Source organism: Paenibacillus sp. FSL K6-2859 (assembly GCF_038008265.1).
Taxonomy (GTDB): Bacteria; Bacillota; Bacilli; order Paenibacillales; family Paenibacillaceae; genus Paenibacillus_AQ; species Paenibacillus_AQ nitricinens.
Genome location: NZ_JBBOYU010000001.1, coordinates 1,331,749 through 1,357,636 on the forward strand (window position 1 = coordinate 1,331,749; position 25,888 = coordinate 1,357,636).

Here is a 25,888-nt window from a genome sequence, read left to right on the forward strand (position 1 = left end):
AGGTGAAACCGTGGATTTATTATTGTATATTCTTCGTTTTGTACTTCATTTGTTAATTGTATGGGGAATTTGGCTGCTCATTAAACCGCTAATCGAACGGCATTTACGACAGGTAGGTCAGAAGTTCGATTATCGGATCAAACATAAAATGAGTATTTTTGGAAAAAGGGTTAGCTCGGTGAAAAAAAGGTTGTGGCTCTACCGTCATCTAGATAATCTTTTATATTTTGTACACCGAAAATATGAGCCGGGCATTAGCGTTATGCGATTTGTCATGCGTACAGCAATAGTGTTTATCGCGGTTTTTCTATCAGGACTACTGACGCTAAGCGAGCTTCCTGGGCAATTGAGTTTTAACAATCCTTTTCTGGAGGGGATAACTTTTAACGAAGGGCGTTCGATTCAGGGGGCTTGGAGATTTCCACTTTTTATGGCTGTGATTTCTGCGACGATTCCTTATTTTCGTATGAGATACATCTACGCGCAGAGGAAGGTGCATGGAAGCTATGATTTACTCGATGTAGTCAAAATCTCCACCAAATTCACTCACTTGTCGGTAGATTCCATTCTCGATCGGACAACGGATTTTCTTACGGATAAGAATGTGCTGAAGGGTCCTTTGAAGCTGCTAGGGGCTGCATTTTCCAATTACAGTAGTGAGAAGGAGCTTGTTGAGGAAGCCGGGAGATTTTCGAATGCGATTGGCACTACCTTCGCCCTAGAATTTATATCGGATCTGCTCTATGCCGAGAAGGAGGGGACCCGTTATTTAAAAAGCTCATTGATGCTGTTAAATCGTTCCATGGAACAGCAGAGGGAAACGATTTTGACTGTGAAAGCGGGGAGTAGAGATGCAATTAGCCTTGGCTTATACGGAAATCTTTTGGTGCTGATATCAACGGTTGGAACCTTTATGTACATGCTGAAGCCTGATATCTATTTCCAATTGCAGTTTGAGACTACAGTAGGACTTTCTTTTTTGATGGTGATCATCTCCGGTCTTTTTATTTCTTTTGTGATTAGCACTATTCTTGCCAGACCTAAACTGGACTACCACTAAGGTGATGAGCTATGGACAGATTGTTACTATTAATTACTGTAATCGGGATTGTATATGTCGCTTTACTTGTCTTTATAAGCAGCAGCAGTAAACAGGAAAGATATCTTGTCCGATTAGGACTGCGGTGGAATAAGTTTGGGGAACGGATGCAGGGAGATAGACTCCAGCAATTATTGGATGATTCAGGTTTATCGATTGCGGCCCGTAAAATTACGCTTTTCCGTTACTCGGCAGCGCTGATTTATTTAATAACTCAAGTCATCAGTGATTTTATTCGTTCAAATTCTTTTTCTATCTATGACCCTCTAATTGCTCTACTTATTCTCATAATTAGCAGTCCGATGCGCTATCTTCCGTTTGGCTGGGTGCTTGCATGGCTTCATCAAAAAACGGTTATTAAAAAAGACGGTGAGCTGATCTCTTTCATCCGTCTATATGAGAATAATCGGCTGCGCAAGCGCGGATATGCGCAATTTGGCACTTTTTGCGGGAGTACGGCTGGACATTTTCAATATATACGTCAGGATTTGTACGAGTTGTCAGAACGAGCGGTAGATGAGGGTGTGGAGGGGGCGATTGAATGGTTCTGTGCCAAGTTTCCGGATAATCACAGTTTTATTAATGACATCCGGTCCATTTTGCTGGCTACTGAGGGTATGGAGGACGACACAGAAGCGGCGAATTATTTGCGTGAGCAAGGTAAGATTATATCCAAAATCTCCAGTGATCAGTATTTGAAAAAGTGGTCTTTTATCGGTGATTTATCTACGATCATTAATGTGATCCCATCGATTGCTACTTTTTTGATGATTGTCGCGATGGCGATGCAGTACATTTTGCTGATCAAAGGGAATTTTAATGGTGTCGGCATGTTCCAGTGAAAAATTGTATATTCAATATTATTTTAAAAATATAAAATAAAAGGGAGATTTTAACAATGAAAAAGGATGCAATTTCTACAGGTTTGTTTATTGCTATTGGATTTTTATGTGTGGCCATCGTAATTGCTGTTTTGATTCCTGTAGTTCGGGAGGTCATTGATGCTACGGATGATAATAAACCGACGATTCCAGGTGTGACTTTTATTCAACCACTGGATTCCAGCCAAACTTCAACTACTCGGGTTTAATTCGATTATGAAAAAAGACTCTATCTCCATAGCAATGTTTCTGGCTATTGGCTTTGTGATCGCAGGGATGTTTATCACAGTAGCTACGCATATCATTGGCAGCAGTCAAGACGATATCATCACACATACTAAGCAAGTAGAGAAATATTAGAAGGAGGCGTTTCTATTGAAGGAGACCGTCCTCCGGGCATTATTCATGTGGCTTGTCCTGTTTATTATCCTGCAGCCCATATTTACCTATATTGATTATTTGCTAGATTTACAGGTCAAAGCTAATACGTCCTACATCACACAAAAAGCTGCAACAGAGGGGATGGTCACAGCGTCTATGCGGAACGAAGTGATTTCAAATCTCAAGGCGATTGGGTTCTCAGAGGGTTCTATAGAAATTACGAGCAGTACGGATACCATTCAAGAACGCAAGCGACGAATTGATGTGTATGTAACAGCACCGCGGATAAATTTGTTTCCGTATAACTTTTCCACAGTTTCGCAGCCGACCCGATATTATGGCCATGGGTCAATTATGAGTGAATATCTCGATTGATTAAGGGATGAGCCTAATTTATGGATTACATTATTAAGCTGGCATTTGTCCTGCTGATCTTTATCTACTCCTGGTTCTTTCAGATCCAGAATCAGGAGTGGGACATGCTGCGCAGCATGCTAAAAGATGCAAACAATATCGCTGTTCACGATGCTGCGCAGGAATTAGATGAAACTGAACTCACACGAGGTCGTCTAATTATCGATCCCGCGCTTGCTTACGATACTTTTCAACATGCCTTGCAGGCGAATCTTGGGCTTGATAACGGCCTTTCTCCTCAAGTAGGCAGTCGTTTTAAGAATCAAGTAAAGATCGTGAAGTTTGATATTATTGATGATTCCGATGGAGTGACTTTTCCGCTTTTATACGAGGATAGTGAATATGGCATTACCAAATACATAGAGGGTCCCTCGGTTATTGCCGTTATCGAGACGGAACATCCGTTGCTGATCTCCAGAGCCAAAACACAAGAGCCAATCAGAGTACCTGCAGTTCAGGAGTATAAGTTCAATAAGTAAGAAAAATCCAATTGAGACTAGGGAGAGATTCGGGGATGAAGAAGAGAGTTGTAAAGGCGACTTTGGCAGCGGCAATGTTATTTAGCGTGGTTTTAGGGCAGGGAGTGGCTGTAAAAGCGGAAACGATTACACCAGTAGTTACGGCTAAGCCAATCACATCCGAGGTACCCGCAGCAACGGTGAAACCTGCAGTTACGCCAGCGCCTATCATGAGGGATAATCTGTTTAAATTTGGATTGAAGAAAGACTTGGAGTTGCCTGTGACAGTTACGGCGGGTGGGTTGAGTTATACGTTGGAGAAACTGATGTTTTACGACGTAAAGTCTAAAGAAGCACAATCTCTAATGAAGCTGTATGGTTATTCAGATCGAATTTATAAAACACCTACTAAATATATGGTATGGACTAAAATCACCATTGAAAATAAGGGTAGTAAAATCATTCAATTAAGTGCTAAAGATCCGAGTTCGAAATGGTATTTTAAAATCGATGGTAATAATCTTATTGAACCTGCACCTAAAAATAAAATGTTAGAGTTAAACAATAAAGAAGCATTGTGGAATTGGGTGTTGAAACCGGGAGAAAAGCTATCTAGCTATCAGATGTATGGGTGTATTAAAGACCCTGTAGATATTTCTATAAATGTTAATATCGCGGGGGATTTTAAAGAAAAATACATTGTTAAACGTGCAGGAGAGTAATTTATATGAAGAAAATTTGGATTGTTCTGCTTACAGTTATACTTATTTTTCTTTATATTCCACAGAACATAAAGGCAGCTAATTCGCAAAGCAAAACAGTGTCAATACCTTCAGAAATTCTTAGTGGGTCTGCAAATGCTCAAAAATCTTATTACTTAGATCTTCCAAGTGGAGTTGTCAGTTCAGCCATTGATGTCTCTTCTCTTAAATATAATGGCACTAATCAAAAAGTTGCTCTTGCAATAGAAAATGGGAAAATAAAGGTTACTTTAAAGGGCGTTGAAGCAAAACAACGAATAGATGATGTACTCGGGTTTTATGCCTCATTTAACAACTTTTTTGTAACAACACCTGGAAATTCTATTTGGCGATATTCAGATGGTGTAAGATGGCAGATAAATGAATGGGACCCATACATTAATGCTCAGAAACATAGCGATAGGAATGGACAAGGAAATGGTACACCTAGAAATGATCCCCCTGATATGACAGTAGTTACTCAATCACCAGTATCACGTTCGGGACTTAAATGGTACGACCAAAACGTGAATTCGGTATTAGATTCATCTCAAATCATAGAGTCAACCGTCAAAATAGTTGTACCTAAAGAGTGGCTTCCATCAACCTATGTTAATCATAATGTTGTAAATGGTAATCAATTTATTATTTATTATAAAACTGACGCAGCTATGCAAAATTATGATCCAGAACAATTAAGTCAAAATTTTGATCCAAGTGGTCATGCGTTAGGTAGACGTTATAAAACAAAATTAAACTACTACTTTACGGGTTCGGCTAATGTAACTACGTACAAATACAGCGGCAATGTCTCCTTTGATTACACTCTCCCTACAGAACCAACACTTACCGGTACGGTAACTCTAAACAAACCTAATCCCAATCCAACAAAATTGGGAGATAAAGACGAACCCGTTCAAATATCGTTAATAGGGCAGCTGCAAGGCTACAATGATGCTTCAAATATTGACGAGTGGGTGTTCTATGCTAAAGAGAAAGATAAGAACAACACACTCAAAACGAAAAAGGAATCTGCAAAGACATTTAACGTAAGCGCTTTATTTGACTTTGAGATCAAAAAGTCGAGTGTAACGGGCGAACATTTTACTCAGGAATATGCTTTAACCGTTCTCGTCCGTTTTAAAAAGCCGATCGTCACAAAGAATGGAACCATCACCTCTCTGGAACAACCTCTACAGATTTCAGCAGGTGTTTATAAAAACAAACCTCTGGTTACTTTTCCTCCACCTCCAACCAAGCCAACAGAACCGGAAGGAAAGCCGCCTATAGCAAGAATTTCAGCACCGAGATACGTCAAAGCAGGAAATGATACGCTCATTAGCGGAGCAGCATCCTATGACCCAGATGGATACATACAAGACTACTGGTGGGATACTTCAGGGGCCCAAGGGGAGATAGGAAATACCTCAAGAGGGAACGTGTGGTATACGGTAGATCAGATCGGTGAGACATTTCCAATAGCGCTCACAGTTGTAGACAACACTAATCAATTTGGGAGTACGAGTACAGTAATAACGGTTACTGTACCTACCCCCAATGCGGATATATCGATAGAAGGAACACTTAAACAGAATCGTAAAACGACATTGACCAATAGAAGCCAGAGTCCGACACGCTTTCCGTTAATACCATCGAAAACACGAGTTACCATCACTGCGGTTTCTGTTGGGACGAATGAAGATATTAAGTACAGTGGCACATTGTCTGATTTCGAAAGCAAAGACGTCTTATTTAAGAAACCTGGAAAATATAAGGCTACGATCTATGTGGAAAACACGCTTGGATATTCTTCAAGTAATGAGATCACTTTTGATATTGTGCCAGATGAAGCGCCGTACAACTATTTTACTCTGCCTGGAGTGGTATATCGAAGTCCTGATTACGGTAATAAAGCGGTGGTTTCATTGGATGATATCTCCTATTCGCCTGATAAAGATGTAGTGGGTCGGAGACTCTGGGAGTATCGCTATGATTCAAATAATGACGGGAGTTTCAGCGGAGAAGCATGGGTGATCTTCAGTAATGAGAACAAAGATCGCTTAAATTTAGAGCTGAGCGAGGTAGGGAAATATGAAATCCGACTTACTGTGTTTGAAGAGTTTGGTCAACCCACCATTGATGAGTTTGTGACAGAAGCTGATCGGAAATCTACAAATTCAGATGGACAAAAGTTAAGCTCACGGATTGTAGAAGTGAAAAATCGAGCGCCAGAAGTTGATTGGTCCTGGTAGGAGAGGTGCTTAAATGAAAAAAACAAAAGAAATACTTTCACTAGTAATTATAATCACTATCTTATTCGGAGTTTTTCCTAGTCAGGGAGTGTATCTTCAAACAGCAGAGGCTGCGACGGGTGATCCTAATTTCATTACTTATAAAGATATAAATATACCTGCTGATGGTGATTTTTATGACGCTGGTTGGAATTATGGTACTATGCGTGGGACAATAAATAACCAAAAACTAACGAATATTAAATATAATCGTACCACTAAGCAAATTACATTTGATATTAGTTCAGATGCAACATTGACTGTAGGAGTAAACTTGTATAAATCACAAAGTGCTCTAGATAGACGTGTTGTTCGAGCGGATCTCTGTGTAGCGGCAATACCAGAGGGGGCACCATTAGATTTACCAGTCTACCAATATAATTGTCCGAGCCACTGGTCAAATCCAAATACCAATTGGACCCCATTGTATAGGAGTTTTTTTGCTGGACCGTTTGACCCGAATACATTCGATCATACATTTAATCTTGCGACAGATGTTCCTTATGGAAATGTTATAGGGAATTTAAGTTATGGTGAACTTCCAATAGGTTTAGTTATTAATTACAGTTTTGGTGCAGGTCAACAGGATGGATTTCGTGGATATGGTCCAGAACATGGATATGGAGGGCCGTACATTGGTTGGAGTTTTCAAAGAGTATTTCCTTTGATACCTAATAGTCCACCTACCATTTCGTTAAATACACCCAATAATCAAGTCCTGCAGAACGAGCCTGGACGAAACACACTTAACATCGAGGGATATGTCCATGATCCAGATAATGATGATCTTATCGTAAGTGCGGAGATACCAAATATATTTTATAGGAAGACGGTAGTCTCTCAAACGAAAGGGTATCAGTATTTCTCTATCCCCGTAGACGCTGTAGCGGATTCGATCCCGCCAGGCGATTATACGATGACTGTAAAAGTAGCAGATCCTTCAAATATGTCAGAATCCGCGAGTATGACCTTTAAAGTTACAAACAGGCTGAAGCGAAACGCTTTTGTTCTCGTTAATAGTCCTATAGAGAATAGCGGCACCACCTATGAAGATTATGAGTGGGATGCTAAGTACGCTGATCGAGTGAGATATGATCATGATCCGAATTACTTTGATAACTCAATGGGGATTATAGGGGATTCGGGACTATGGAGGACGAGCCTTTACACTTCATTTCCGTATACCGGACAATATGTAGTGAGTTATCAAGCTAAGGATATACCGAAACAGGATGCTCGCTTTGCTGAATATCAGATGTGGAGTAAAGATGCCGCATCTACGATGAGTTTTAAAGTTCACCGTAAGCCAATAGCGCTTTTTTCAGCAAGGCTTATCAATGGAAATGTTCAATTAACAGATTCATCCTACGATTTAGATCATATTACAAGTGCTGATAAAGGGATTGTGCAGTGGCAATGGCAATATAAAAAGAGTCTTGATGAGATGTGGATTGACGGGCAACCGCCTGGGGGAGTTTTTGAAAAGGACAGTTACGACATCCGTTTAAGAGTCCGTGATGTGGATGGAGATAATGGGATCGGTGTTTGGAGTGATTGGTGTCAACGTACTGTGGGCAATGCTGCTGTTAATCTACCCCCCGTTGCGTTATTTACCGTTGATCCGAATATCGTTTCCTATCGTAAATCTACGACCATTATAGACAAATCTTTTGATCCAGATAATGATCCTTTAGATGTATACTACTGGACTGTAATCAAAGACGGATGGAATAAAGTATGGGAACATTGGGGTGGAGCTACAACACCGCCGAACATCGCATCATTCGGTGAAGGGATTTATCAACTCAATCTACAAGTACATGATAATCGTGGCTTGTGGTCGGATGGGTACAGTCAAAATGTACAGGTAGTCAATCATCCACCGGCTGCAGCATTTACAATGCCTAACGAAATTTACCGCGATACGATTATCACAATGGATAACTTAACACCAGATCCGGATGAAGATGGAGATGTTTTATCTTATGCCTGGAATGCAAAGTTTAATGACTCTCCTTACTACTGGGCAGGAAACAACCGTTATCAATCTATAACCATTCGTGATCTTATTAACCGTAACGGTATATCACATAAAAAAGCTATTTCTGAGAGTTGGGAAATGCAGCTCACAGCCTCTGATGGAAGGTTAAGCTCTTATGCGACACGTACATTTATGGTTAAGAATCATGTTCCTGTTGCTAAGATTAACGGACCGTCATCCGTAAATCAGTATGATACAAAACAATTTACGTCAGGCGATATTGATGAGGATACATCAGATCAAGGCTCGTTAGAATACTACTGGAAAGTAACGAACAGTACGGGTGAAGTGAAATCATATCTTACTCGCGACATTACACTAACCTTCTCAGATCCGGGGGTATATACGCTAGAACATTGGGCAATTGATCAAATAGGCGATAAGTCGAATATCGCTGGATTGCAAGTCCAAGTGAAAGAGAATTTGGCACCTTCTATGACTTTAACTAGCCCTTCAGGTACAGTAACAAACCCATCTGTGATTGACTCGGATCAAGGTGATCCATTAATCAAGTGGACTTACGCGGATCCAGAAAATGATTCACAAGAGAAATACAGGCAAGAGTTCTTTACGAAGGATGGTCTATTAGTCTCCACCATAGAAAATCCGGATCCTTCAGGAATGCTCAGACAATATCAAATCCCAAATAATACATTTGAACGGTTTGAATACTTTACAGTGCAAGGTCGGGCATACTCCAAATTTTCATGGTCAGATGTATCAAATGAAAAAACATTCATCATCGATAACGCACCTAAGCCGGGATTCACTCTGATCACAGATACTGGTAAAGATGCGACTAAGGTACCGATTTACCGGACGGATGTTCTGAACATTAAGAGTGCCGCCTCTGATTTGGACGAACCAAAAGGAGATACAATAAGCCACAAGTATTTCTTAAAACCATCAAGTGGAACAGAAGCCCTAGCGAGCACTCAAAAGGACTTCACGAAGCAGTTTAGTAGTAATGGTGTCTTTACCTTTAGACAAATCGTTACAGATTCATTGGGTCTGCAACGTGAGCTTTCGCAGAACATTACAGTAGTCAACCGGATACCGACGACTACAATAACGTACCCAACCAGTGTTGATGCATCTAACCCGACAATCGCAAGCACACTTACCCCGATCATTAAATGGGATTATCAAGATGAAGACGGAGATCTTCAGCAACGTTATAAGGTGCGAATTATTAACTTGGCCACAGGTGTAATCAAGGTACAATCTGGTGAGCAAGTATCAAGCGCTAAGCAATGGCAGATTCCAGTTGGTTCACTGATCGAAAACGAGAAGTATGCAGTCGAGGTTGAAGTTTTTGACGGGTTCAGCTGGGGCAATGTTTCTGCACGTAAATATTTCATGGTTAATCTATTAAGTATAAAAGGTGGAGTGAAGCACACTGAAGAGTGGAACAACAACCGTAAAGGTTATAATCTGAAAAAGAGCGGCAATGAGGAGAGTCCAAGAGGATACAATATATTTTGGGCAGGTGAACGTTTTGTTCTGCAAGGTACAGCAACAGGTCTCCCAGATACTGTGCAAGTGACTATGAACGGAGGGTTTACTACGCAGCTCAGCCCAACTAACGACGATAAAACCTTCTGGACAGGTGAAATGTACGATAGCTCTTTTGAAAAGCTACCCGATGGCCCTGTTACTTTTACCTTTACGGCTCAGAATGCGTACAACACCAAAACGGATACCGTTACAGTTGTTATATCATCAGATTGGGCGGAGTATTTCCAAAGTCATCGAATAAAGTAGAGTAGGGCCTATATCACCTATCCCATTTCTTTTTTGCGTGACTTCACAGGATCATGTTAATGTTGAAGCATTGTATCAAACATTGATAGGGGTAGGAGATATGATTCGAGAGTTAACACCAGCGGAAATGAAATCAATCTTGAGTTTGATAAATAGGGAACAACATTTTTTATACTATTCATACCTTACAGCTCGTAAGCATAATTCGGTACACTATGGACATTTTACTGAACAGGGGGAGCTGCTCGGCGTATTTGCCTTTTTAAGGGGGCTCCCATTCTATGCTTTTTCCGTATTCCCTGTGGAGAAGTCTTTTTGTCTCCGGTCCGTGGTTTCATTTATGAAAGAACAACTGGATTTACCTGACAATGCTGTCGGTAGCGCAATCGTTAATGAAGAAGTTATGGATGTACTTGTTTCACAGCTTGAGCTTGTTAAGTCTCCCAAAAAGCTGCTTCTAATGAAGCATATCCATCAAGAAGCGTTGCCACCGGTGGATAAAAGCGTTTTACCTTTGGGTCCTTCTTATTTTGAGCTTATTGAGTCGAAAATGGCCGATTTAGAAACAATGGCTTTTTCAAAAGAAGAATTGCAGTATCCGTTCTATGGTGTGATGGAACAGCATGAGCTGATTGCGGTAGGTGGATACCATATTTATAGCGAGGATTACGTTGAATTGGGGAACATCGGCACGGATGTAAGATGGAGAAGGCAAGGCTACGGAAAAAAGATCTGCGCAGAGCTCACACGAGCGGGGAGAAGGGTTACCTCCAACGTGTATTTGAATGTCCTTGAAGAGAATACAGGTGCAATTTCTCTATATCAATCGATCGGTTATGAACTTATGTGCAGTCAGTACATGGTTGATTTCGTTATTTGATGGTTAAAAAGGACTAAGCGGAATTACATTCCGCTTAGTCCTTTTTAACAAGCATTGAGCCTTTTATACGACCCCTTCAGTCCGGTCTTCATTTATTCGCATCATTCGTGCGGCAACCGAAGTATTATGTAATGGTAAAGAAGATGCACGGGCAGAGGCTCTCTGAGCTCTACGTAAATAATAGGATAGCTTGCCAGTAAAAATCTTATGTGCACAGAGTGAAAGAGCGAAATCTTCCGGTGTAACGAAGCAGGAAGGCTTATTCACAGGCTGAACTGCAGTTTCTTCAAATAAAGAGGCAACGAAATGGGAACAAAAATAAGCATTTTCTCTATCGATTTTAATATTTAGAAGCACACCTATTAATCCTAAAAGATGGTATTTATAACGCTCCTGATTTTGCATCATCCCTTGGACGTGATTGTACATCGTATCGTATTCCTCAGCGCTAACACGCAACTGATAGATGGAACAATTAGCACTGTTATAAAAAGGGTCGATAAAGTTCTCCTGGATTAGTCCTGCCACAAATGGATTGTGCATTTTTTTTCTTCCGAAGCTGTATACCTCCCGCAGTTCACAGTCAAAGGCGATCGAAGCATGATTCAGATCGGCTTTTGTAAACCACTTTATAAAACCACTAAAGGCCGTACCTGTACCGGTAAGCACAATAAAGATGTCCTTATTCGAACTCATGTTCAAAATTCCTTTCCACTAGGAAATGTTGGGTAATGCATGAAAATTATGCTTAACTAACTCCATCTTACTGTATATTTGAGCATTGTAAAACAATCTTTAGTCGTAATTAAAAACTAGACCATAGACTAGTGCAATTCTGGCTTGTCTCATAGTTCATGTGTGTATATAAATACGTCGATATTGCAAAAGATAAGCTGTTCAAATAAAGAGTTTTTAAAAACAATTGGAATTGCTTCCACACTAATGATACAATAAGAGTCAAAATGACATTCTTGAGATTTCAGAGGAGGAACTATTAAATGAGTGAACAAGAACAAGCGATTCAAAAGGAAGAAAACTCAACTGTAGATAACCTGTCCATTACAACGATTCGTACTTTGGCGATTGACGCCATTGAAAAAGCAAACTCCGGCCATCCAGGTATGCCAATGGGTTCTGCACCAATGGGCTATCAATTGTTTGCAAAAACAATGAAACACAACCCTGATCATCCGACATGGGTAAACCGTGACCGTTTTGTATTGTCCGCAGGACATGGTTCTATGCTTCTATACAGCTTGTTGCACCTTAGTGGTTATGATCTTCCTATGGAAGAATTGAAAAATTTCCGTCAATGGGGCAGCTTGACTCCAGGTCACCCGGAAGTGGGGCATACCGCTGGTGTTGATGCTACAACAGGTCCACTTGGACAAGGTATTGGTATGGCTGTTGGTATGGCTATGGCTGAAGCGCAACTCAGTGCTACTTACAACAAAGATGAACATAAAGTGATTGACCACTATACTTACGCTATTTGTGGTGATGGTGACCTGATGGAAGGGATCTCTTCCGAGTCCGCTTCACTCGCTGGTCATTTGAAACTGGGCAAATTGGTTGTATTGTATGATTCAAATGATATTTCCCTTGATGGTAAATTGAACCTTTCGTTCTCCGAGAACGTGGCTCAACGTTTTGATGCTTATGGCTGGCAAGTACTTCGCGTTGAAGACGGAAATGATCTTCCTGCTATCGCCAAAGCGATTGCTGAAGCTCAAGCTGAGACTAGCAAACCGACATTGATCGAAGTGAAAACTGTTATTGGTTATGGTAGCCCTAACAAACAAGGTAAAGGCGGCCATGGCGGTACTCACGGTTCCCCACTTGGAGCAGAAGAAGCTAAGCTTACCAAAGATTTCTACAAATGGGTATACGAAGAAGATTTCTATGTACCTGACGAAGTTCGTGCTCATTTTGCAGAAGTGAAGAAAAACGGAATCGCAGCTAACAAAGCTTGGGATGACAAATTTGCGGCTTACAAAAAAGCATATCCAGAGCTTGCTGCACAATTTGAAACAGTAATCAACGGCGATCTTCCAGAAGGCTGGGATGCTAACCTTCCAACTTACACTACTGAAGATAAAGCAGTATCTACTCGTGTAGCTTCCGGTAGTGCACTTAATGGTCTGACTGCTGGTGTTCCTCAGCTTGTGGGCGGTTCTGCTGACTTGGAAAGCTCCACTATGACGCATTTGAATGGTTTGACATCGTTCACACCAGAATCTTATGATGGCCGCAACATCTACTTCGGCGTACGTGAGTTTGGTATGGCTGCTGCCATGAACGGTATTGCACTGCACACGGGTCTTAAAGTATTCGGAGGAACATTCTTCGTGTTCACAGACTACCTGCGTCCAGCCATTCGTTTGGCTTCGATCATGAAATTGCCAGTAACCTATGTACTGACACATGACAGTATTGCAGTTGGTGAAGATGGTCCTACGCATGAACCAATCGAACAATTGGCTTCCCTGCGTATCATCCCAGGTCTGACTGTTATTCGTCCGGCTGATGCTAACGAAACTTCAGCAGCATGGGCTTATGCTATGGAAAACAAAAACAATCCGGTCGCTTTGGTTCTGACTCGTCAAAACTTGCCAATTCTTGCTGGAACAGTTGATGGCGTTCGTGAAAACATCAAACGTGGTGGTTATGTTGTCTCTGATTCCAAGAATGGCACTCCACAAGCACAACTGATCGCTACTGGTTCTGAAGTACAGCTGGCTGTTAAAGCACAAGCTGCTTTGGCTGAAGAAGGTATCGATGTTCGTGTAATCAGCTTGCCAAGCTGGGATCTGTTCGAAAAACAAGATAAAGAATACCGTGATTCCGTTATTCTTCCAGGAGTTAAGGCTCGTCTTGCAATCGAAATGGCACAAACCTTTGGCTGGGAACGTTACACTGGTGACCAAGGCGATATCCTCGGCATCACTACTTTCGGAGCTTCCGCACCTGGAGACAGAGTAATGAAAGAATACGGCTTTACTGTTGAGAATGTAGTTAGCCGTGTGAAAGCACTTCTGTAATTAACTGAATAATCATTAGGGGGAGAACAAGTAATGAGTCAGTTTAACAACGCAACGATTGAAAAAGCAGCCAATGTATATTATGGCGGACAAGTAACCAGCCGTACGGTAATCTTGCAGGATGGAACTAAGGTGACGCTTGGTATCATGTTGCCTGGTGTATATGAATTTGGTACGGATGGTCCTGAAATTATGGAGATTCTGTCCGGCGATCTTAAAGTGCTGCTTCCCGGCACTGAGGGTTGGCAGGAGATTAAGGGAGCGGCAACGTTCAATGTCCCTGGCAACTCAAAATTTGCGTTGGAAGTATTTGAAGTAACTGATTATTGCTGTTCTTACCCGGTTCTATAAGTGTTTTGAAAATCATAAAGACAGCAACGCAGCGATTCTCCTGTTAATGGAGAACCGCTGCTTTTGATTTTTAGTGGCGATGCAGAGTCAGCTGTGACCGATAGCAATGGCTGTGGCTTGTTGCTGCAAAAGTTACTCTAGCATATTTCCATTAACAAACAAAATTCCCATATAGAAAGACCGCCTCACACATTTGAATAGTCATGTGTGAAGCGGTCGTAAATGTTTCTAACTAGAGTAGGTTTTAGTTTTTGAATTTATTTATCGGATACAGTAGAACCCATTTTTTGTCCGATCCACTCTTCATAGCATTTCACTACAGCGGAGAGGTCTTCGTCGCCATAGCCTTGGGTAAACCCGGCTTGGAACATACTTTTGGCTAGTCCCAGCATTGGAGAAGGGACGCCTGTGAAATCGCTGTGGGCGGAGGCTAACTTCAAATCCTTTAACATTAATGCAAGGGAGAACTGATTGCTGAAATCATTTTCTATGATTTTACGGCCTTTAAGCTCTGCTTGTTTGCTACCCGCAGAACCAAGCTGCACTAGTTCGAGGAACTTGTCAGCTGGAACACCTGATTTTACAGCGATAGCGAACCCTTCAGCCAGGGCAACATTATGAATGCCGACCATAGCATTATGAGCCAGTTTGGCTACAGCACCACTGCCGTTCTCACCCATATGTATCAGCTTTTTGCCCAAAGTATCGAAGATATCGCGATGCTGTTCTATGACTTCAGCACTGCCGCCAACCATGAACACCAAGGTTCCTTCAATAGCTGCCGGCTTGCTTCCAGTCACTGGAGCGTCAAGGAAATGTCCGCCCCGGGCTTCTACAGCAGTGGCAATTTCGTGAACTAGTCCTGGAGAAATTGTGCTGGAATCAATAATTAAGCCGCCTGGCTTAAGCGCATCTAGAATACCATCCTGACCATAAAACACTTCACGAACCGAATCATCATTACTGATCATGGTAATAATAACATCCTTACCTTCAGCGGCAGCACGTGGCGTAAGAGCGGTCAGGGCACCTTCTGCTTCAAGAGGTTTACATTTAGCTGCCGTACGGTTGTACACTGTCACCTGAAAGCCGCCACGAAGCAAGTTGGAAGCCATTGGTGCTCCCATTGTTCCAAGTCCGATAAAACCGATTTGTTTCATTTGTATAGCCACCTTCCGTTTTCTTCATTCTATCACGGCACTTAGGCCAGCACCACAGCTCAGCCTTGCCTAATGATGCGGGAAACGCTTCCATGAAACTTTCGAAAACTTGGTTCTAAAGCCCGGGATGTGCCCTAAGACCTTGCCAGTCAAGGCAAATTAAAGTATCCTAATTATAAAGTTGTAACAAGCGGTTTCAAATTTAAAGAGATAAACAGGAGGTTTCCATTACCGATGTCTAAGAAGATTAATTTTGACTACACCAAAGCCCTTTCTTTCTTTAACCAACAAGAAATTGACAACCTTGCCGCTCCAGTTAAGTTAGCGCACGAACAGTTGCATAATAAGACTGGTGTAGGTTCCGACTATCTTGGATGGATTGATCTTCCATCAGCTTATGATAAGGAAGAATTCGCACGCATTCAGCAAGCCGCAAAGAAGATCCAGAGCGATTCCGAAGTACTGATTGTAATTGGTATTGGTGGTTCTTATCTGGGAGCACGTGCAGCGATTGAAGCGCTCTCGCATTCTTTTTACAATAACCTTTCTAAAGATAAGCGCAAAACTCCAGAAGTTTATTTCGCTGGTAATAACATCAGTTCTACATACATCACGCATTTGCTTGATTTAGTAGAAGGCAAAGACTTCTCCGTGAACGTAATCTCCAAATCAGGAACTACGACTGAGCCAGCCATTGCTTTCCGCATTTTCCGCGCAGCTCTGGAGAAGAAATATGGTAAAGAAGAAGCTCGCAAACGTATTTACGCTACTACAGACAAGGAAAAAGGTGCCCTTAAGAAATTGGCTACTGAAGAAGGTTATGAATCCTTCATCATTCCAGACGATGTAGGCGGACGTTACTCCGTATTGACACCTGTAGGCTTGCTTCCAATCGCTGTAGCAGGTATTAACATTGAAGAGATGATGCAAGGTGCTGCTGCCGCTGCGGATGAGTTCAATAATCCAGATGTAGCTACTAACCAAGCTTATCAATATGCTGCAGTTCGTAATGCGCTGTATCGCAAAGGTAAGACAACTGAAATCCTCGTTAACTATGAGCCTTCCTTACACTTTGTATCGGAGTGGTGGAAACAATTGTTTGGCGAGAGTGAAGGTAAGGATTTCAAGGGAATTTATCCTTCTTCCGTTGATTTCTCTACGGATCTACACTCCATGGGTCAATTTATCCAAGAAGGTAACCGTAATATTTTTGAAACGGTAATCCAAGTAGATCAAGTGGCTCATCATGTGACCATTGAGAACGATCCGGATGATCTGGATGGCTTGAACTTCTTAACAGGAAAGACTATGGATTTCGTAAATAAGAAGGCTTTCCAAGGTACGATGCTTGCGCATACAGATGGTCAAGTACCTAACCTTATCGTTACTATTCCTGATCAAACACCATACACATTTGGTTATTTGGTTTACTTCTTTGAAAAAGCTTGCGGCATCAGCGGTTACCTGCTCGGTGTTAACCCATTCGACCAACCAGGCGTTGAAGCATACAAGAAGAATATGTTTGCGCTACTTGGCAAACCGGGTTACGAAAAAGAAAAGACAGAGCTGGAAGCAAGACTTACTGAATAGTATTGCAGCAGTATTTTAGAGACCATTCATACTAGTGTAAGTCACCAGGAGCAGTCCATAGGTAATCCAATACCGGGGGCTGCTCCTGACATTATATGAAGACATCATATGTATATAAGGACTGGAATAATTATGTTAGAACAATATCGAACGGTGCGTTCTTCCGGTTCCAAGGAAGTCGTAATCCGCAAATCTCGCTTCATTGGTCATGTAATGCCAGTTGAGAATGAAGAAGAAGCATTGTTGTTTATCGAAGACATCAAGAAGAAACATCGGGACGCAACGCATAACTGTTCTGCTTATGTGATTGGGGAGAGAGACGAAATCCAGAGGCAATCGGACGACGGGGAGCCGAGTGGTACAGCCGGCAAACCGATTTTGGAAGTAATTCGCAACCAGGGAGTTAAAAATGTCGCAATTGTTGTTACCCGTTATTTCGGAGGCATTATGCTGGGTGCCGGAGGGCTGATTAGAGCTTATACGGATGGGGCAGTGCTTGCGCTTGAAGCAGGAGAAGTAATCACCCGTGTGCTAAGACGAGAGGTATTCGTAGAAATTGATTACACTTGGCTAGGCAAGGTGGAGAACGAACTTCGGGGAAGGGGTATTCAGACCGGCGAGACTTTATTCACCGATAAAGTAACGTTGTTATGTTTACCGCGAAATGATGAGGGAGACGCATTTATGGCATGGATAACAGATCTAACCCAAGGGCAAGCCTTGGTAACAGAAGGGCGGCGGATTTACTACAGCGAAGGGGATTAGGTATATGGCAAGGAGAGCAGTGGAGCAGGAGTTGTCGAGGGAAAGAATACTAGAGGCCGCTAGGCATCTGTTTATTACCAAAGGGTATCGAGCGATTTCAATGCGAAGCATCGGTCAGCATTTGGGATACAGCCACGGCTCTCTCTATTATCATTTCAAAGAGAAGGCAGAGTTGTTCTACGCCATTGTTGTCGAAGATTTTAATCATGTGGCTGCTTTGCTGAGCCAAGTAATGAATAAGCCACCTGAAGAAGGCATGACTCGAGTAGAGCAGCTGATTATGGAGTTTATAAGGTTTGGATTAGATCATCCTTATCAGTATGAAATTATGTTCATGATTCGTGATGAAGAGCTGCTGGCTTATTGTAGAGCAGAGCAGGGACGATGTTTTGATTTATTCTCAAGTATTGTACGCCGTCATATGAAGGAAGAGGGATATGTATCCGAGGATTGGCAGAACGTTCCGCTAACCTTGTTCTTATCCGCTCACGGATTTATATCTTATTATATCCAAGATAAAGTATTGTTTGAGGATGTAAAAGAGGCAGCATCAGCTCATATCAAGGTTTTATGTCGCAGCCTTTAACATGCTGTTTTTTTTATGAGTTTACACTTTAAAGCTGTGCATTGGTATAACACTACTTCTCTGCTTGGTCAAAGTAATATTTGATTCTAGTTATATTTTAATGGCCGCTCCGTAGCAATAACGGAAGCGGTCATTCATTGTTATCCTTCAATAATCTTTAAGAAACATTGTCTACGTCTTGGTCCATCAAACTCACAAAAATAAATACCCTGCCAACGACCAAGTAATAGTTCGCCATCATGGATGATTATGCTCTGGGAAGGTCCGGATGTAATAGACTTAAGGTGGGAGGCAGTATTGCCTTCAGCATGTCGATAGTTCGGATGCTCCCAAGGGTAGACTTCATCCAAACGCATCAGAACATCATGCCTCACATCAGGATCTGCATTCTCATTGATTGCAATTCCTGCGGTGGTATGTGGACAATAAACTACGATCACCCCGCTACGCACCCCGTTTTTTTTCACAAAAGAAATGACTTCACGCGTAATATCCCGTAATTCATCCCGTTTCGTTGTAGTAATCTCCAGTGTATGCAGCATAATCATTCCCCTTCCTGTGATGTGCCACTTTTTCCTAATCTGTGTTATATATATTTTACCCCAAATTCACTTGAAAGTAATTGACGACAACGAGAAGGATTTGGTAAAGTAGTAATATTATAAAACCAAGTATATAAATAGGAATAATTAATGGAGACGTTGGTTAGTATACCGACCGGTTATCCGGAGGTGGGAGGGCAAAATCATTGAATTCGCTGCTTAGACACAAAGGTTGGACTTGGGGTTTTCGAACTACAATTTTGCTCTATTTTGTTGTATTGATCGTGCTGCCTATACTTGGGGTCTATTACAACTCTTTTTCACTGGGTTTCGGTAATTTTGTGGAAAGCATAAGCGACCCGATTGCCTGGAAGTCGGTGCTGTTAACCTTAAAGCTGGCGATCATCGCTACTTTAATTAATGTCTTTTTAGGAACAATGATTGCCTGGGTTCTTATTCGTTATCAATTCATTGGTAAAGCATTGCTTAATAGTCTTGTGGATTTACCTTTTGCACTGCCGACGGCAGTTGGTGGTTTGATGATTTTACTCTTGCTTGGACCTGGTAGTCTTATCGGCAAGGCTGCAGAAGCGCTTGGTTTTGAAATAGTTTTTCATCAACCGGCTATCGTAATTGCTATGGTCTTCGTAACCTTTCCTTTCGTGATTCGAGCGGTTCAGCCCTTGCTGGAGGAACTTGATCCTTCCGAAGAGGAAGCGGCATATACAATGGGTGCCAAGGGAACTAGAGTCTTCTGGCATGTTATTCTCCCCTCTATGGCTCCTGGGATGATCAGCGGTGGAATGCTCGCCTTCTCGCGGGCACTTGCTGAATTCGGCGCTGTAGTCCTCGTAGCAGGCAATATTCCAGGTCGTACACTCGTATCTTCTGTTTTTATTTTTGGTGAAGTTGAAAGTGATAATCCAGTTTCCGCAGCAGCGGTTTCTGTCATTCTCTTGACCTTATCTTTTCTCATTCTTTGGCTCATTAATATGCTGCAGATGCGGGGGAGACGCTCATGAGAAAATTGTGGATCGGTCTCACTTACTTGGTGTTTTTTCTGCTAATCGCTGCGCCACTAGGGAAAATGGCTATAGGTGCTTTTAGTGAAGGATTTGGTGGTTTCTGGAATGCCCTGACTAGGCCTGAAGCGCTGCATGCGCTTATGATGACTGGACTTGTTGTGATCGTAGTTACGTTATTAAATACGTTGTTCGGAATTATGATGGCGCTGTATCTTGTCCGGGCGAACTGGATAAATAGACGTCTAAAGGGCTTGCTTAACAGTGTTGTTGATTTGCCTTATGCTGTGTCCCCTGTTATTGGCGGGCTGATGATTGTCCTGTTGCTGGGTCCGGATAGCACCTTGGGTGCGATTTTTGAAGGGATTGGGCTGAAGATCGTCTATGCCATTCCTGGAATGATCATCGCCACCTTGTTCGTAACCTTTCCTTTAATGGTGCGTGAGGTAATGCCGGTGCTTCAGGAGATTGGTTCACAGCAGGAAGAAGCTGCTTCTACACTGGGCGCTCGTAGCTGGACAATATTTTGGAAGGTGACATGGCCTTCGATTCGTTGGGCGGTTGTGTACGGGGTCATCCTTACGGTGGCTCGTTCACTAGGTGAGTTCGGGGCGGTGCTCGTGGTCTCGGGTAACATTATGAACAAAACCCAGACGGCGACGACGCTAGTCTATCAGGATGTTGAGAATTTTAATGTAACGGCTGCTGGAGGAATAGCGCTAGTTCTGGCTGCATTTTCCGCAGGTCTACTGTTATTGATGGAATGGACCAAGAGAAGAAAGGAAGTGCAGTAATATGCATGTTGAAGTGCGGGGATTAAATAAGCATTTTGGAGATTTTCATGCGGTCAAGGATGTCAATTTCACCATTACAAAAGGTCATCTGATCGGACTGCTTGGCCCGAGTGGTGGCGGTAAAACCTCGATTCTTCGTATGCTCGCAGGGCTGGAGACACCGGATAATGGCGAGATTATTTTTCATGGTCAGACGGTTAATAATCTTCCTCCTCAAGAGCGCGGGATCGGCTTTGTCTTTCAGAACTACGCATTATTTAAGCATATGACTGTTTTTGATAATATTGCTTTTGGATTAAAAGTTAAAAAGGCCAGCAAAACTGCCATTCGTGACCGTGTTATGGAACTGGTGGAGCTTACGGGGTTAAAAGGCTTCGAGAAGCGTTATCCGCATCAGCTATCTGGTGGACAACGTCAACGTGTGGCCTTTGCCCGTGCACTTGCGCCTGAACCACAGCTACTGCTCTTAGATGAGCCGTTTGCAGCTATTGATGCGAAGATCCGGCAGGAGCTGCGCGCTTGGCTGCGTGAGCTGATTGAGCGTGTTGGCATCACTTCCATCTTCGTAACGCATGACCAAGACGAAGCGATTGAAGTTGCGGACGAGATTATGATCATCAACCAAGGGCAGTTGGAACAAAAGGGTACACCTTGGGATATTTATAAGGAGCCTAAAACACCGTTCGTGGCAACTTTTATCGGGGAGTCGACACTGATTGAAGATGCTTCTGAGGTGAAAGGCTTTAAAGGCGCTGGAGACGGTAAGCCTACCAAAGCACTTATTCGTCCTGAGTATATTGAAGTTGGTAACCTGCATGAGTTCAAGATGGCTTCAGCTACGGAAAAAGGCGTCGTAAAGCATCTGCATTTCCGTGGAAGCGAATGGCTCGTTGAGGTTGAAGTTAATGGTCATAAGCTGGTTACTTACCGTTCCTTGGAGAAAGAAACCTTGCAGCCGGGACAGGACATCTCAGTCCTTGTGCACCGCGCTTACCTGTTTAATGATGAGCGAAGCTGGATTCAGGAGAACAACCTGAAAGAAGATCCGATGCCGATATTTATTTAAAATAAAAATAAATAAAATGATTTTCAATTTTTTTGAAAAGTAGCGAATGTGATGAGGAAGGATTAGAGGAACTGATGTGAAGGTATGAAGTAATGGAGTGGAAGCGGTAGTTACTTGATTTTCAGATTCAGCCGTAGAGCTACTTTCAAGGAAATATTTAAAATCATTATCTCGAAGGATGTGGGCCGCAATGAATTTCAAAAGGAGCAGACAACTGCACGGATGTTTTGCTGCCCTAATGCTGGCCATACTCACGCTGGCAGCAGTAGGTTGCGGGAACGGGAAGGCGATTACGACGATGGCAGATCCTTCGAAGCAAGGAGATGTCACGCTGGTCGTTGGCGCATACAGTGTGGCTAAGGATGCGATGGAAGATATTTTGCCGTTATTTGCAGCGCAGTGGAAGGCGGATACTGGACAGGAGATTCATTTTCAACAGTCCTATGAAGCTTCAGGAACACAGGCACGTGCTATCGTAGGCGGGTTCGAAGCGGATGTTACACTGCTAGCCATGGAAGGTGATGTCGAGAAGCTGGTTAAGGCTGGACTCGTAGCGCCAACGTGGAAAGAGCAGGGTGAACAAGGCATGGTGACACGTTCGGTAGTCGCACTTGGTACCCGTGAGGGAAACCCCAAAGGAATTCACGATTTTGCGGACTTAGCCAAGCCAGGGGTTAAAGTGTTGTACCCAAATCCCAAAACATCCGGTGGTGCGCAGTGGGATATCAACGCGATCTACGGGGCTGGTCTGAAGCTGTCAGAGGAGCAAGAGGGCGTTAAGGATCCAGCAGCAGCCAAAGCTTTTTTAGAAAGTGTACATGCCAATGTGGAGTCACTGGATAAGAGCGGACGTGCATCTATGGCTGCCTTCGAGTATGGAGTGGGTGATGTCATTGTCACCTATGAGAATGAACTGCTGGCCCGGATTGCTCAGGGTGTTAAATATGAAGTGATTATTCCTAAAAATACAATGCTGATTGAGAACCCAGCGGCTGTCGTAGAAAAGTATGCGGATAAGCATGGGACACGCGCGGCAGCAGAAGCATTAGTTGAATTCTTGGTGACCCCACAGGCACAAGAGATCTTTGCAAAATATGGCTTTCGTCCCGTAGATAAACAGGTCTATGCGGAGAACAAAAGCCGCTACCCGGATCCAGCGGGTCTCTTCGATATCAATTATTTAGGGGGCTGGGATGAGGTGCGAAGCACGCTTTATTCCAAGCGGGGGATTTGGTATCAGGTACTTGCCGGAATATAGGTAGACGTGTAAAAATAGAGTCATCCTAGCAGGGCTCCTGCTTAAGGGATGACTTTTTTGACGAGAGTATATATTTGGGACCCCCGCAAAGTACCTGAGTACGCATCGAAGCAAAGCTCCACTTTGTGGGGATATTTTGGTGAGCATCTTTAAGATAGACATATGATAATTTAAGACTTCCTTGATGGGAACTGAAGGAGAGATGGATTATGGATACGTTGGTATTTTTGGGTACTGGGGATGCCATGGGTGTTCCACGGATATATTGCAGCTGCGAGACCTGCACAGAAGCAAGGGAGCAAGGGAGCAATACAAGGCTGCGTTCCTCTGTACTTATAGATAATGGCAGTGACTTTCTAGTGATTGATTGCGGGCCAGACTGGCGACGTCAGATGGAGGCGCAGGGAGTACGGTATATGCGAAGACTGCTGGTGACACATGCTCACTTTGATCATATTGGTGGGCTACCGGAATGGGCAGATGCTTGCCGATGGACTGGCATTAAGGGTGAACTGTATACTCCAGCAGAAGTTATTCCTATTATCGAACGGCAATACCCTTGGCTGCGAAATCACATCGAGATGATTCCCTGTGATGAAGGAATAGAACTGGACGGCTGGAAGATAGATACCTGGAAAGTAAACCATGGTAAGAATGGATATTCGTATGCCTTTCGGCTAGAGAAGGAGGATTATACATGGGTGTATTGTCCTGATTCCATTTCTTTAGGGGCTGAGGAGACACGCCTGATGCATGGTGCCGATTTGCTGGTTCTAGGTACAAGCTTCTATTACGAAGCGGCGGAGCTATCCACTCGCTCTGTGTACGACATGACCGAGGCAGCAGAGCTGCTGCAAATCGTGAAGCCTAAAAAGGCAGTTTACACCCATATGTCGCATGATGTAGATATGAGAGAAGCATATATTTTACCGGAGAACGTTACTCTAGCCCAGACAGGTATGAGAATTCCAATAAACAAAAGCCCATTCTCTTCACTTTAGAAGAGAATGGGCAAGTAGAAATAAACGGATTAAACAGTTAATTGTTCTGGTTCATTTAAAGGGTGACGTCCGCTTACTGCAAGCATGATTAAGGAAATACTGATGAGTATAAAACAGAGTACAAATGAATACCGGTAACCAACAATACTGGCTAATCCCCCGCCAACAAGACTACCAATCAGTCTGCCAATTGTGGATGAATTAGAGTAAAGCGTGGATGCATACCCAGGCATGGTTGGCAGCAGATCCTGGATGTAGCTAATGCCAATCGCTGAAATAACAGCTACGAAAACGGCGAGTAGAACTTGGGCTGCAAGCATCTGCCACATCGATCCTGAGAAAATGACAACGAGATAATATGCTCCTCCTAAAATGGCCCCGCACATCATCAAGGCTCGGTTGCTGTACTTCGCACTGAGTAGACCGAGCATAATCATAAATGGAATTTCCAGCGCAGCACATATACTGCTGACTAGACCGACATCACTTGTTGATCCCCCCAGATTGTTTGTGATAAAGAGGGCCGTATTGATGCTGCTCGTCCAGTGAGCTACATACATGAGTATCAGAATCAGAAAAGGCAACAGAATATTGCGGTTCTGACTGAGCCGGAAAGAATTCACTTTTACTTCAGCCTTGTTGCTGCTCAGCTCTGTATTTGATTTGAGAAATAAGAAAACGAGTAAGGCAACAAGTAGGAATACTCCGATCGTACCCGTGAAAATCCCCTTAAACCCAACAGCAGCGATTAGCAGGGTGCCGATTAAAGGACCTGTAATAAAGCCGAGAGAGAAAGCAGAACGCAAGGTAGAATTAGCAAACGCAGTATCCGTAAAATTGCTCTTATTCACTGCTTCTCTAGCAATGGCGAACAATTGAGGCATCCCTGGTGCACCGAGGGCGGTGAACACAATCATGTAGATGAACAAGATCGTGAAATCCTGAATGAGCAAGTACCCGCTATAAGCCAGCGCATTACAGAGCGTGGCAACAAGGTAAATGTGCTTTCGATTCAAACCAAGGTCCGAGCGTCTCCCGATTAGCGTACTGATCCATATTCCGGCAATTAACGTGGTGGCTAGAAAAATACCAAACAATCCGACAGATACGCCAAGCTGTTTCGTGAAATAAATGGATAAGAAGGGTGCGCTGAGTGAAATCCCCATTCCCTGCAGTAACATACATAAAAAGAGTAAGGCGTAAGAGGGAATTGAAAATAGTGCAGTAAGTCTTTTGATCATGTTGTGAAGTTACTCCTCTATTTTTGTTAAGATAATCAAACTGGTTCTAGTATACATGAAAAAGACAGCAACAATATATATGCGATTTGACTAGAAACCTCTACGATATGGCTTCAGCTGTGATTTTTCTATGATATAACGGGGACATCATTCGGGCAAATCCAGCCTGTGGATGTCCCTTTTGTGATTTCTATTTCATTCTGTATTCAGAAACAGGTATATGCTTTATAATCAGAAAAGATAACCGTCTTATATTTACAAATATAGAATAATTAACAATGATAGGAAGGGAAATACCTGATGAATAATCCTGTTGATCCGATTCTGATTGAATTTTCAGAGAGCTTTGAAACCGAGCGTCTGCTTATTCGCGCCCCTTTGTGGGGGGATGGAGCCAGTATGAATGTGGCTATAGCTGAAAAGGCCAGACTGTTTTTAAAGTGTAATTAGTTATATATGCGGATTTTGGGAGAGGGTTGGTAGTTTGAAGCAGAAAGGTGTTTTCTCAAGATTAAGTACATA

General features: G+C 42.8%; 25 protein-coding genes. 21 read left to right on the plus strand and 4 right to left on the minus strand.

Annotated features, from left to right (window positions below; all coding sequences use genetic code 11):
* Positions 1–10: 10 nt before the first annotated feature.
* From MHB64_RS05905 to MHB64_RS05950, 10 genes are all read left to right on the plus strand, one after another.
* Entirely contained in the window at positions 11–1,060 is a 1,050-nt protein-coding gene (locus tag MHB64_RS05905; RefSeq protein WP_341133936.1) for a hypothetical protein, read from the plus strand.
* An 11-nt stretch (positions 1,061–1,071) separates the two neighbouring features.
* On the plus strand, positions 1,072–1,941 hold the full coding sequence (locus MHB64_RS05910) for a hypothetical protein (protein ID WP_094870658.1): 870 nt from the start codon (positions 1,072–1,074) through the stop codon (positions 1,939–1,941).
* A 56-nt stretch (positions 1,942–1,997) separates the two neighbouring features.
* On the plus strand, positions 1,998–2,189 hold the full coding sequence (locus MHB64_RS05915) for a hypothetical protein (RefSeq protein ID WP_341133937.1): 192 nt from the start codon (positions 1,998–2,000) through the stop codon (positions 2,187–2,189).
* Between the two features lie 7 nt (positions 2,190–2,196).
* Entirely contained in the window at positions 2,197–2,340 is a 144-nt protein-coding gene (locus tag MHB64_RS05920) for a hypothetical protein (protein WP_341133938.1), read from the plus strand.
* Positions 2,341–2,355: 15 nt separating this feature from the next.
* Positions 2,356–2,736: a hypothetical protein gene (locus MHB64_RS05925; protein WP_341133939.1), complete on the plus strand. Its 381-nt coding sequence runs from the start codon at positions 2,356–2,358 to the stop codon at positions 2,734–2,736.
* Positions 2,737–2,756: 20 nt separating this feature from the next.
* Complete coding sequence (locus MHB64_RS05930) at positions 2,757–3,254, plus strand: hypothetical protein (protein WP_094876971.1); 498 nt, start codon at positions 2,757–2,759, stop codon at positions 3,252–3,254.
* A 35-nt stretch (positions 3,255–3,289) separates the two neighbouring features.
* Positions 3,290–3,955, plus strand: a complete 666-nt coding sequence (locus tag MHB64_RS05935; RefSeq protein WP_341133940.1) for a hypothetical protein — start codon at positions 3,290–3,292, stop codon at positions 3,953–3,955.
* 5 nt (positions 3,956–3,960) lie between these two features.
* A complete protein-coding gene (locus tag MHB64_RS05940) occupies positions 3,961–6,225 on the plus strand; it encodes a hypothetical protein (RefSeq protein ID WP_341133941.1) in 2,265 nt (754 codons plus the stop codon).
* 13 nt (positions 6,226–6,238) lie between these two features.
* Complete coding sequence (locus MHB64_RS05945; RefSeq protein WP_341133942.1) at positions 6,239–10,069, plus strand: hypothetical protein; 3,831 nt, start codon at positions 6,239–6,241, stop codon at positions 10,067–10,069.
* A 340-nt stretch (positions 10,070–10,409) separates the two neighbouring features.
* The gene (locus MHB64_RS05950; protein WP_341133943.1) at positions 10,410–10,949 is read left to right on the plus strand and encodes a GNAT family N-acetyltransferase; all 540 of its coding nucleotides are present in this window, start codon (positions 10,410–10,412) and stop codon (positions 10,947–10,949) included.
* Positions 10,950–11,012: 63 nt separating this feature from the next.
* Here the strand turns inward: MHB64_RS05950 and MHB64_RS05955 are convergent, their stop codons facing one another.
* On the minus strand, positions 11,013–11,645 hold the full coding sequence (locus tag MHB64_RS05955) for a hypothetical protein (RefSeq protein ID WP_179281616.1): 633 nt from the start codon (positions 11,643–11,645) through the stop codon (positions 11,013–11,015).
* 302 nt (positions 11,646–11,947) lie between these two features.
* On the opposite strand from MHB64_RS05955, the gene tkt reads away from it, so the two are divergent.
* Both tkt and ppnP read left to right on the plus strand, forming a co-directional pair.
* Positions 11,948–13,990: a transketolase gene (gene tkt, locus MHB64_RS05960; protein WP_094870651.1), complete on the plus strand. Its 2,043-nt coding sequence runs from the start codon at positions 11,948–11,950 to the stop codon at positions 13,988–13,990.
* 33 nt (positions 13,991–14,023) lie between these two features.
* A complete protein-coding gene (gene ppnP, locus MHB64_RS05965) occupies positions 14,024–14,341 on the plus strand; it encodes a pyrimidine/purine nucleoside phosphorylase (RefSeq protein ID WP_094870650.1) in 318 nt (105 codons plus the stop codon).
* Positions 14,342–14,598: 257 nt separating this feature from the next.
* Here the strand turns inward: ppnP and MHB64_RS05970 are convergent, their stop codons facing one another.
* Positions 14,599–15,501: an NAD(P)-dependent oxidoreductase gene (locus MHB64_RS05970; RefSeq protein ID WP_094870649.1), complete on the minus strand. Its 903-nt coding sequence runs from the start codon at positions 15,499–15,501 to the stop codon at positions 14,599–14,601.
* A gap of 234 nt (positions 15,502–15,735) precedes the next feature.
* Between MHB64_RS05970 and MHB64_RS05975 the strand changes: the two genes are divergently transcribed.
* The 3 genes from MHB64_RS05975 to MHB64_RS05985 all read left to right on the plus strand — a co-directional run bounded on the left by MHB64_RS05975 (position 15,736) and on the right by MHB64_RS05985 (position 18,442).
* Positions 15,736–17,091, plus strand: coding sequence for a glucose-6-phosphate isomerase (locus MHB64_RS05975; protein ID WP_341133944.1), 1,356 nt, complete (start codon positions 15,736–15,738; stop codon positions 17,089–17,091).
* Between the two features lie 132 nt (positions 17,092–17,223).
* The gene (locus MHB64_RS05980) at positions 17,224–17,856 is read left to right on the plus strand and encodes a YigZ family protein (RefSeq protein ID WP_076284084.1); all 633 of its coding nucleotides are present in this window, start codon (positions 17,224–17,226) and stop codon (positions 17,854–17,856) included.
* 4 nt (positions 17,857–17,860) lie between these two features.
* Complete coding sequence (locus MHB64_RS05985; RefSeq protein WP_094870647.1) at positions 17,861–18,442, plus strand: TetR/AcrR family transcriptional regulator; 582 nt, start codon at positions 17,861–17,863, stop codon at positions 18,440–18,442.
* A gap of 140 nt (positions 18,443–18,582) precedes the next feature.
* Here the strand turns inward: MHB64_RS05985 and MHB64_RS05990 are convergent, their stop codons facing one another.
* The gene (locus MHB64_RS05990; protein WP_094870646.1) at positions 18,583–18,984 is read right to left on the minus strand and encodes a secondary thiamine-phosphate synthase enzyme YjbQ; all 402 of its coding nucleotides are present in this window, start codon (positions 18,982–18,984) and stop codon (positions 18,583–18,585) included.
* 206 nt (positions 18,985–19,190) lie between these two features.
* Between MHB64_RS05990 and cysT the strand changes: the two genes are divergently transcribed.
* The 5 genes from cysT to MHB64_RS06015 all read left to right on the plus strand — a co-directional run bounded on the left by cysT (position 19,191) and on the right by MHB64_RS06015 (position 24,125).
* Complete coding sequence (gene cysT, locus MHB64_RS05995; protein ID WP_042185592.1) at positions 19,191–20,006, plus strand: sulfate ABC transporter permease subunit CysT; 816 nt, start codon at positions 19,191–19,193, stop codon at positions 20,004–20,006.
* Positions 20,003–20,800 (plus strand): sulfate ABC transporter permease subunit, encoded by a 798-nt coding sequence (locus tag MHB64_RS06000; protein ID WP_094870645.1) that lies wholly within the window; start codon positions 20,003–20,005, stop codon positions 20,798–20,800. Before cysT ends, MHB64_RS06000 begins: the two co-directional genes overlap by 4 nt.
* A 1-nt stretch (position 20,801) precedes the next feature.
* On the plus strand, positions 20,802–21,866 hold the full coding sequence (locus MHB64_RS06005) for a sulfate/molybdate ABC transporter ATP-binding protein (RefSeq protein WP_042124940.1): 1,065 nt from the start codon (positions 20,802–20,804) through the stop codon (positions 21,864–21,866).
* 190 nt (positions 21,867–22,056) lie between these two features.
* On the plus strand, positions 22,057–23,124 hold the full coding sequence (locus tag MHB64_RS06010; protein ID WP_341133945.1) for a sulfate ABC transporter substrate-binding protein: 1,068 nt from the start codon (positions 22,057–22,059) through the stop codon (positions 23,122–23,124).
* Positions 23,125–23,333: 209 nt separating this feature from the next.
* Positions 23,334–24,125, plus strand: a complete 792-nt coding sequence (locus MHB64_RS06015) for an MBL fold metallo-hydrolase (protein ID WP_341133946.1) — start codon at positions 23,334–23,336, stop codon at positions 24,123–24,125.
* Positions 24,126–24,154: 29 nt separating this feature from the next.
* On the opposite strand, the gene MHB64_RS06020 is transcribed toward MHB64_RS06015, so the two are convergent.
* Positions 24,155–25,366: a sugar efflux transporter gene (locus MHB64_RS06020; RefSeq protein WP_094870643.1), complete on the minus strand. Its 1,212-nt coding sequence runs from the start codon at positions 25,364–25,366 to the stop codon at positions 24,155–24,157.
* 300 nt (positions 25,367–25,666) lie between these two features.
* Here MHB64_RS06020 and MHB64_RS06025 point away from each other — a divergent pair, with 300 nt between their 5' ends.
* Complete coding sequence (locus tag MHB64_RS06025; RefSeq protein WP_341133947.1) at positions 25,667–25,816, plus strand: hypothetical protein; 150 nt, start codon at positions 25,667–25,669, stop codon at positions 25,814–25,816.
* The last annotated feature ends 72 nt before the right edge of the window (positions 25,817–25,888 follow it).

What these genes read in the sequence shown, in the direction of transcription:
- MHB64_RS05920 (WP_341133938.1), top strand. Translation starts at nt 2,197, where the DNA reads ATGAAAAAAGACTCTATCTCCATAGCAATGTTTCTGGCTATTGGCTTT.
- MHB64_RS05950 (WP_341133943.1), top strand. Translation starts at nt 10,410, where the DNA reads ATGAAAGAACAACTGGATTTACCTGACAATGCTGTCGGTAGCGCAATC.
- MHB64_RS05910 (WP_094870658.1), top strand. Translation starts at nt 1,072, where the DNA reads ATGGACAGATTGTTACTATTAATTACTGTAATCGGGATTGTATATGTC.
- MHB64_RS05945 (WP_341133942.1), top strand. Translation starts at nt 6,239, where the DNA reads ATGAAAAAAACAAAAGAAATACTTTCACTAGTAATTATAATCACTATC.
- MHB64_RS05975 (WP_341133944.1), top strand. Translation starts at nt 15,736, where the DNA reads ATGTCTAAGAAGATTAATTTTGACTACACCAAAGCCCTTTCTTTCTTT.
- ppnP (WP_094870650.1), top strand. Translation starts at nt 14,024, where the DNA reads ATGAGTCAGTTTAACAACGCAACGATTGAAAAAGCAGCCAATGTATAT.
- MHB64_RS06025 (WP_341133947.1), top strand. Translation starts at nt 25,667, where the DNA reads ATGAATAATCCTGTTGATCCGATTCTGATTGAATTTTCAGAGAGCTTT.
- MHB64_RS05915 (WP_341133937.1), top strand. Translation starts at nt 1,998, where the DNA reads ATGAAAAAGGATGCAATTTCTACAGGTTTGTTTATTGCTATTGGATTT.
- MHB64_RS06010 (WP_341133945.1), top strand. Translation starts at nt 22,057, where the DNA reads ATGAATTTCAAAAGGAGCAGACAACTGCACGGATGTTTTGCTGCCCTA.
- MHB64_RS05970 (WP_094870649.1), bottom strand. Translation starts at nt 15,501, where the DNA reads ATGAAACAAATCGGTTTTATCGGACTTGGAACAATGGGAGCACCAATG.
- MHB64_RS06005 (WP_042124940.1), top strand. Translation starts at nt 20,802, where the DNA reads ATGCATGTTGAAGTGCGGGGATTAAATAAGCATTTTGGAGATTTTCAT.
- MHB64_RS05935 (WP_341133940.1), top strand. Translation starts at nt 3,290, where the DNA reads ATGAAGAAGAGAGTTGTAAAGGCGACTTTGGCAGCGGCAATGTTATTT.
- MHB64_RS05990 (WP_094870646.1), bottom strand. Translation starts at nt 18,984, where the DNA reads ATGCTGCATACACTGGAGATTACTACAACGAAACGGGATGAATTACGG.
- MHB64_RS05980 (WP_076284084.1), top strand. Translation starts at nt 17,224, where the DNA reads ATGTTAGAACAATATCGAACGGTGCGTTCTTCCGGTTCCAAGGAAGTC.
- MHB64_RS05955 (WP_179281616.1), bottom strand. Translation starts at nt 11,645, where the DNA reads ATGAGTTCGAATAAGGACATCTTTATTGTGCTTACCGGTACAGGTACG.
- MHB64_RS05940 (WP_341133941.1), top strand. Translation starts at nt 3,961, where the DNA reads ATGAAGAAAATTTGGATTGTTCTGCTTACAGTTATACTTATTTTTCTT.
- MHB64_RS06015 (WP_341133946.1), top strand. Translation starts at nt 23,334, where the DNA reads ATGGATACGTTGGTATTTTTGGGTACTGGGGATGCCATGGGTGTTCCA.
- MHB64_RS05930 (WP_094876971.1), top strand. Translation starts at nt 2,757, where the DNA reads ATGGATTACATTATTAAGCTGGCATTTGTCCTGCTGATCTTTATCTAC.
- MHB64_RS06020 (WP_094870643.1), bottom strand. Translation starts at nt 25,366, where the DNA reads ATGATCAAAAGACTTACTGCACTATTTTCAATTCCCTCTTACGCCTTA.
- tkt (WP_094870651.1), top strand. Translation starts at nt 11,948, where the DNA reads ATGAGTGAACAAGAACAAGCGATTCAAAAGGAAGAAAACTCAACTGTA.
- MHB64_RS06000 (WP_094870645.1), top strand. Translation starts at nt 20,003, where the DNA reads ATGAGAAAATTGTGGATCGGTCTCACTTACTTGGTGTTTTTTCTGCTA.
- MHB64_RS05985 (WP_094870647.1), top strand. Translation starts at nt 17,861, where the DNA reads ATGGCAAGGAGAGCAGTGGAGCAGGAGTTGTCGAGGGAAAGAATACTA.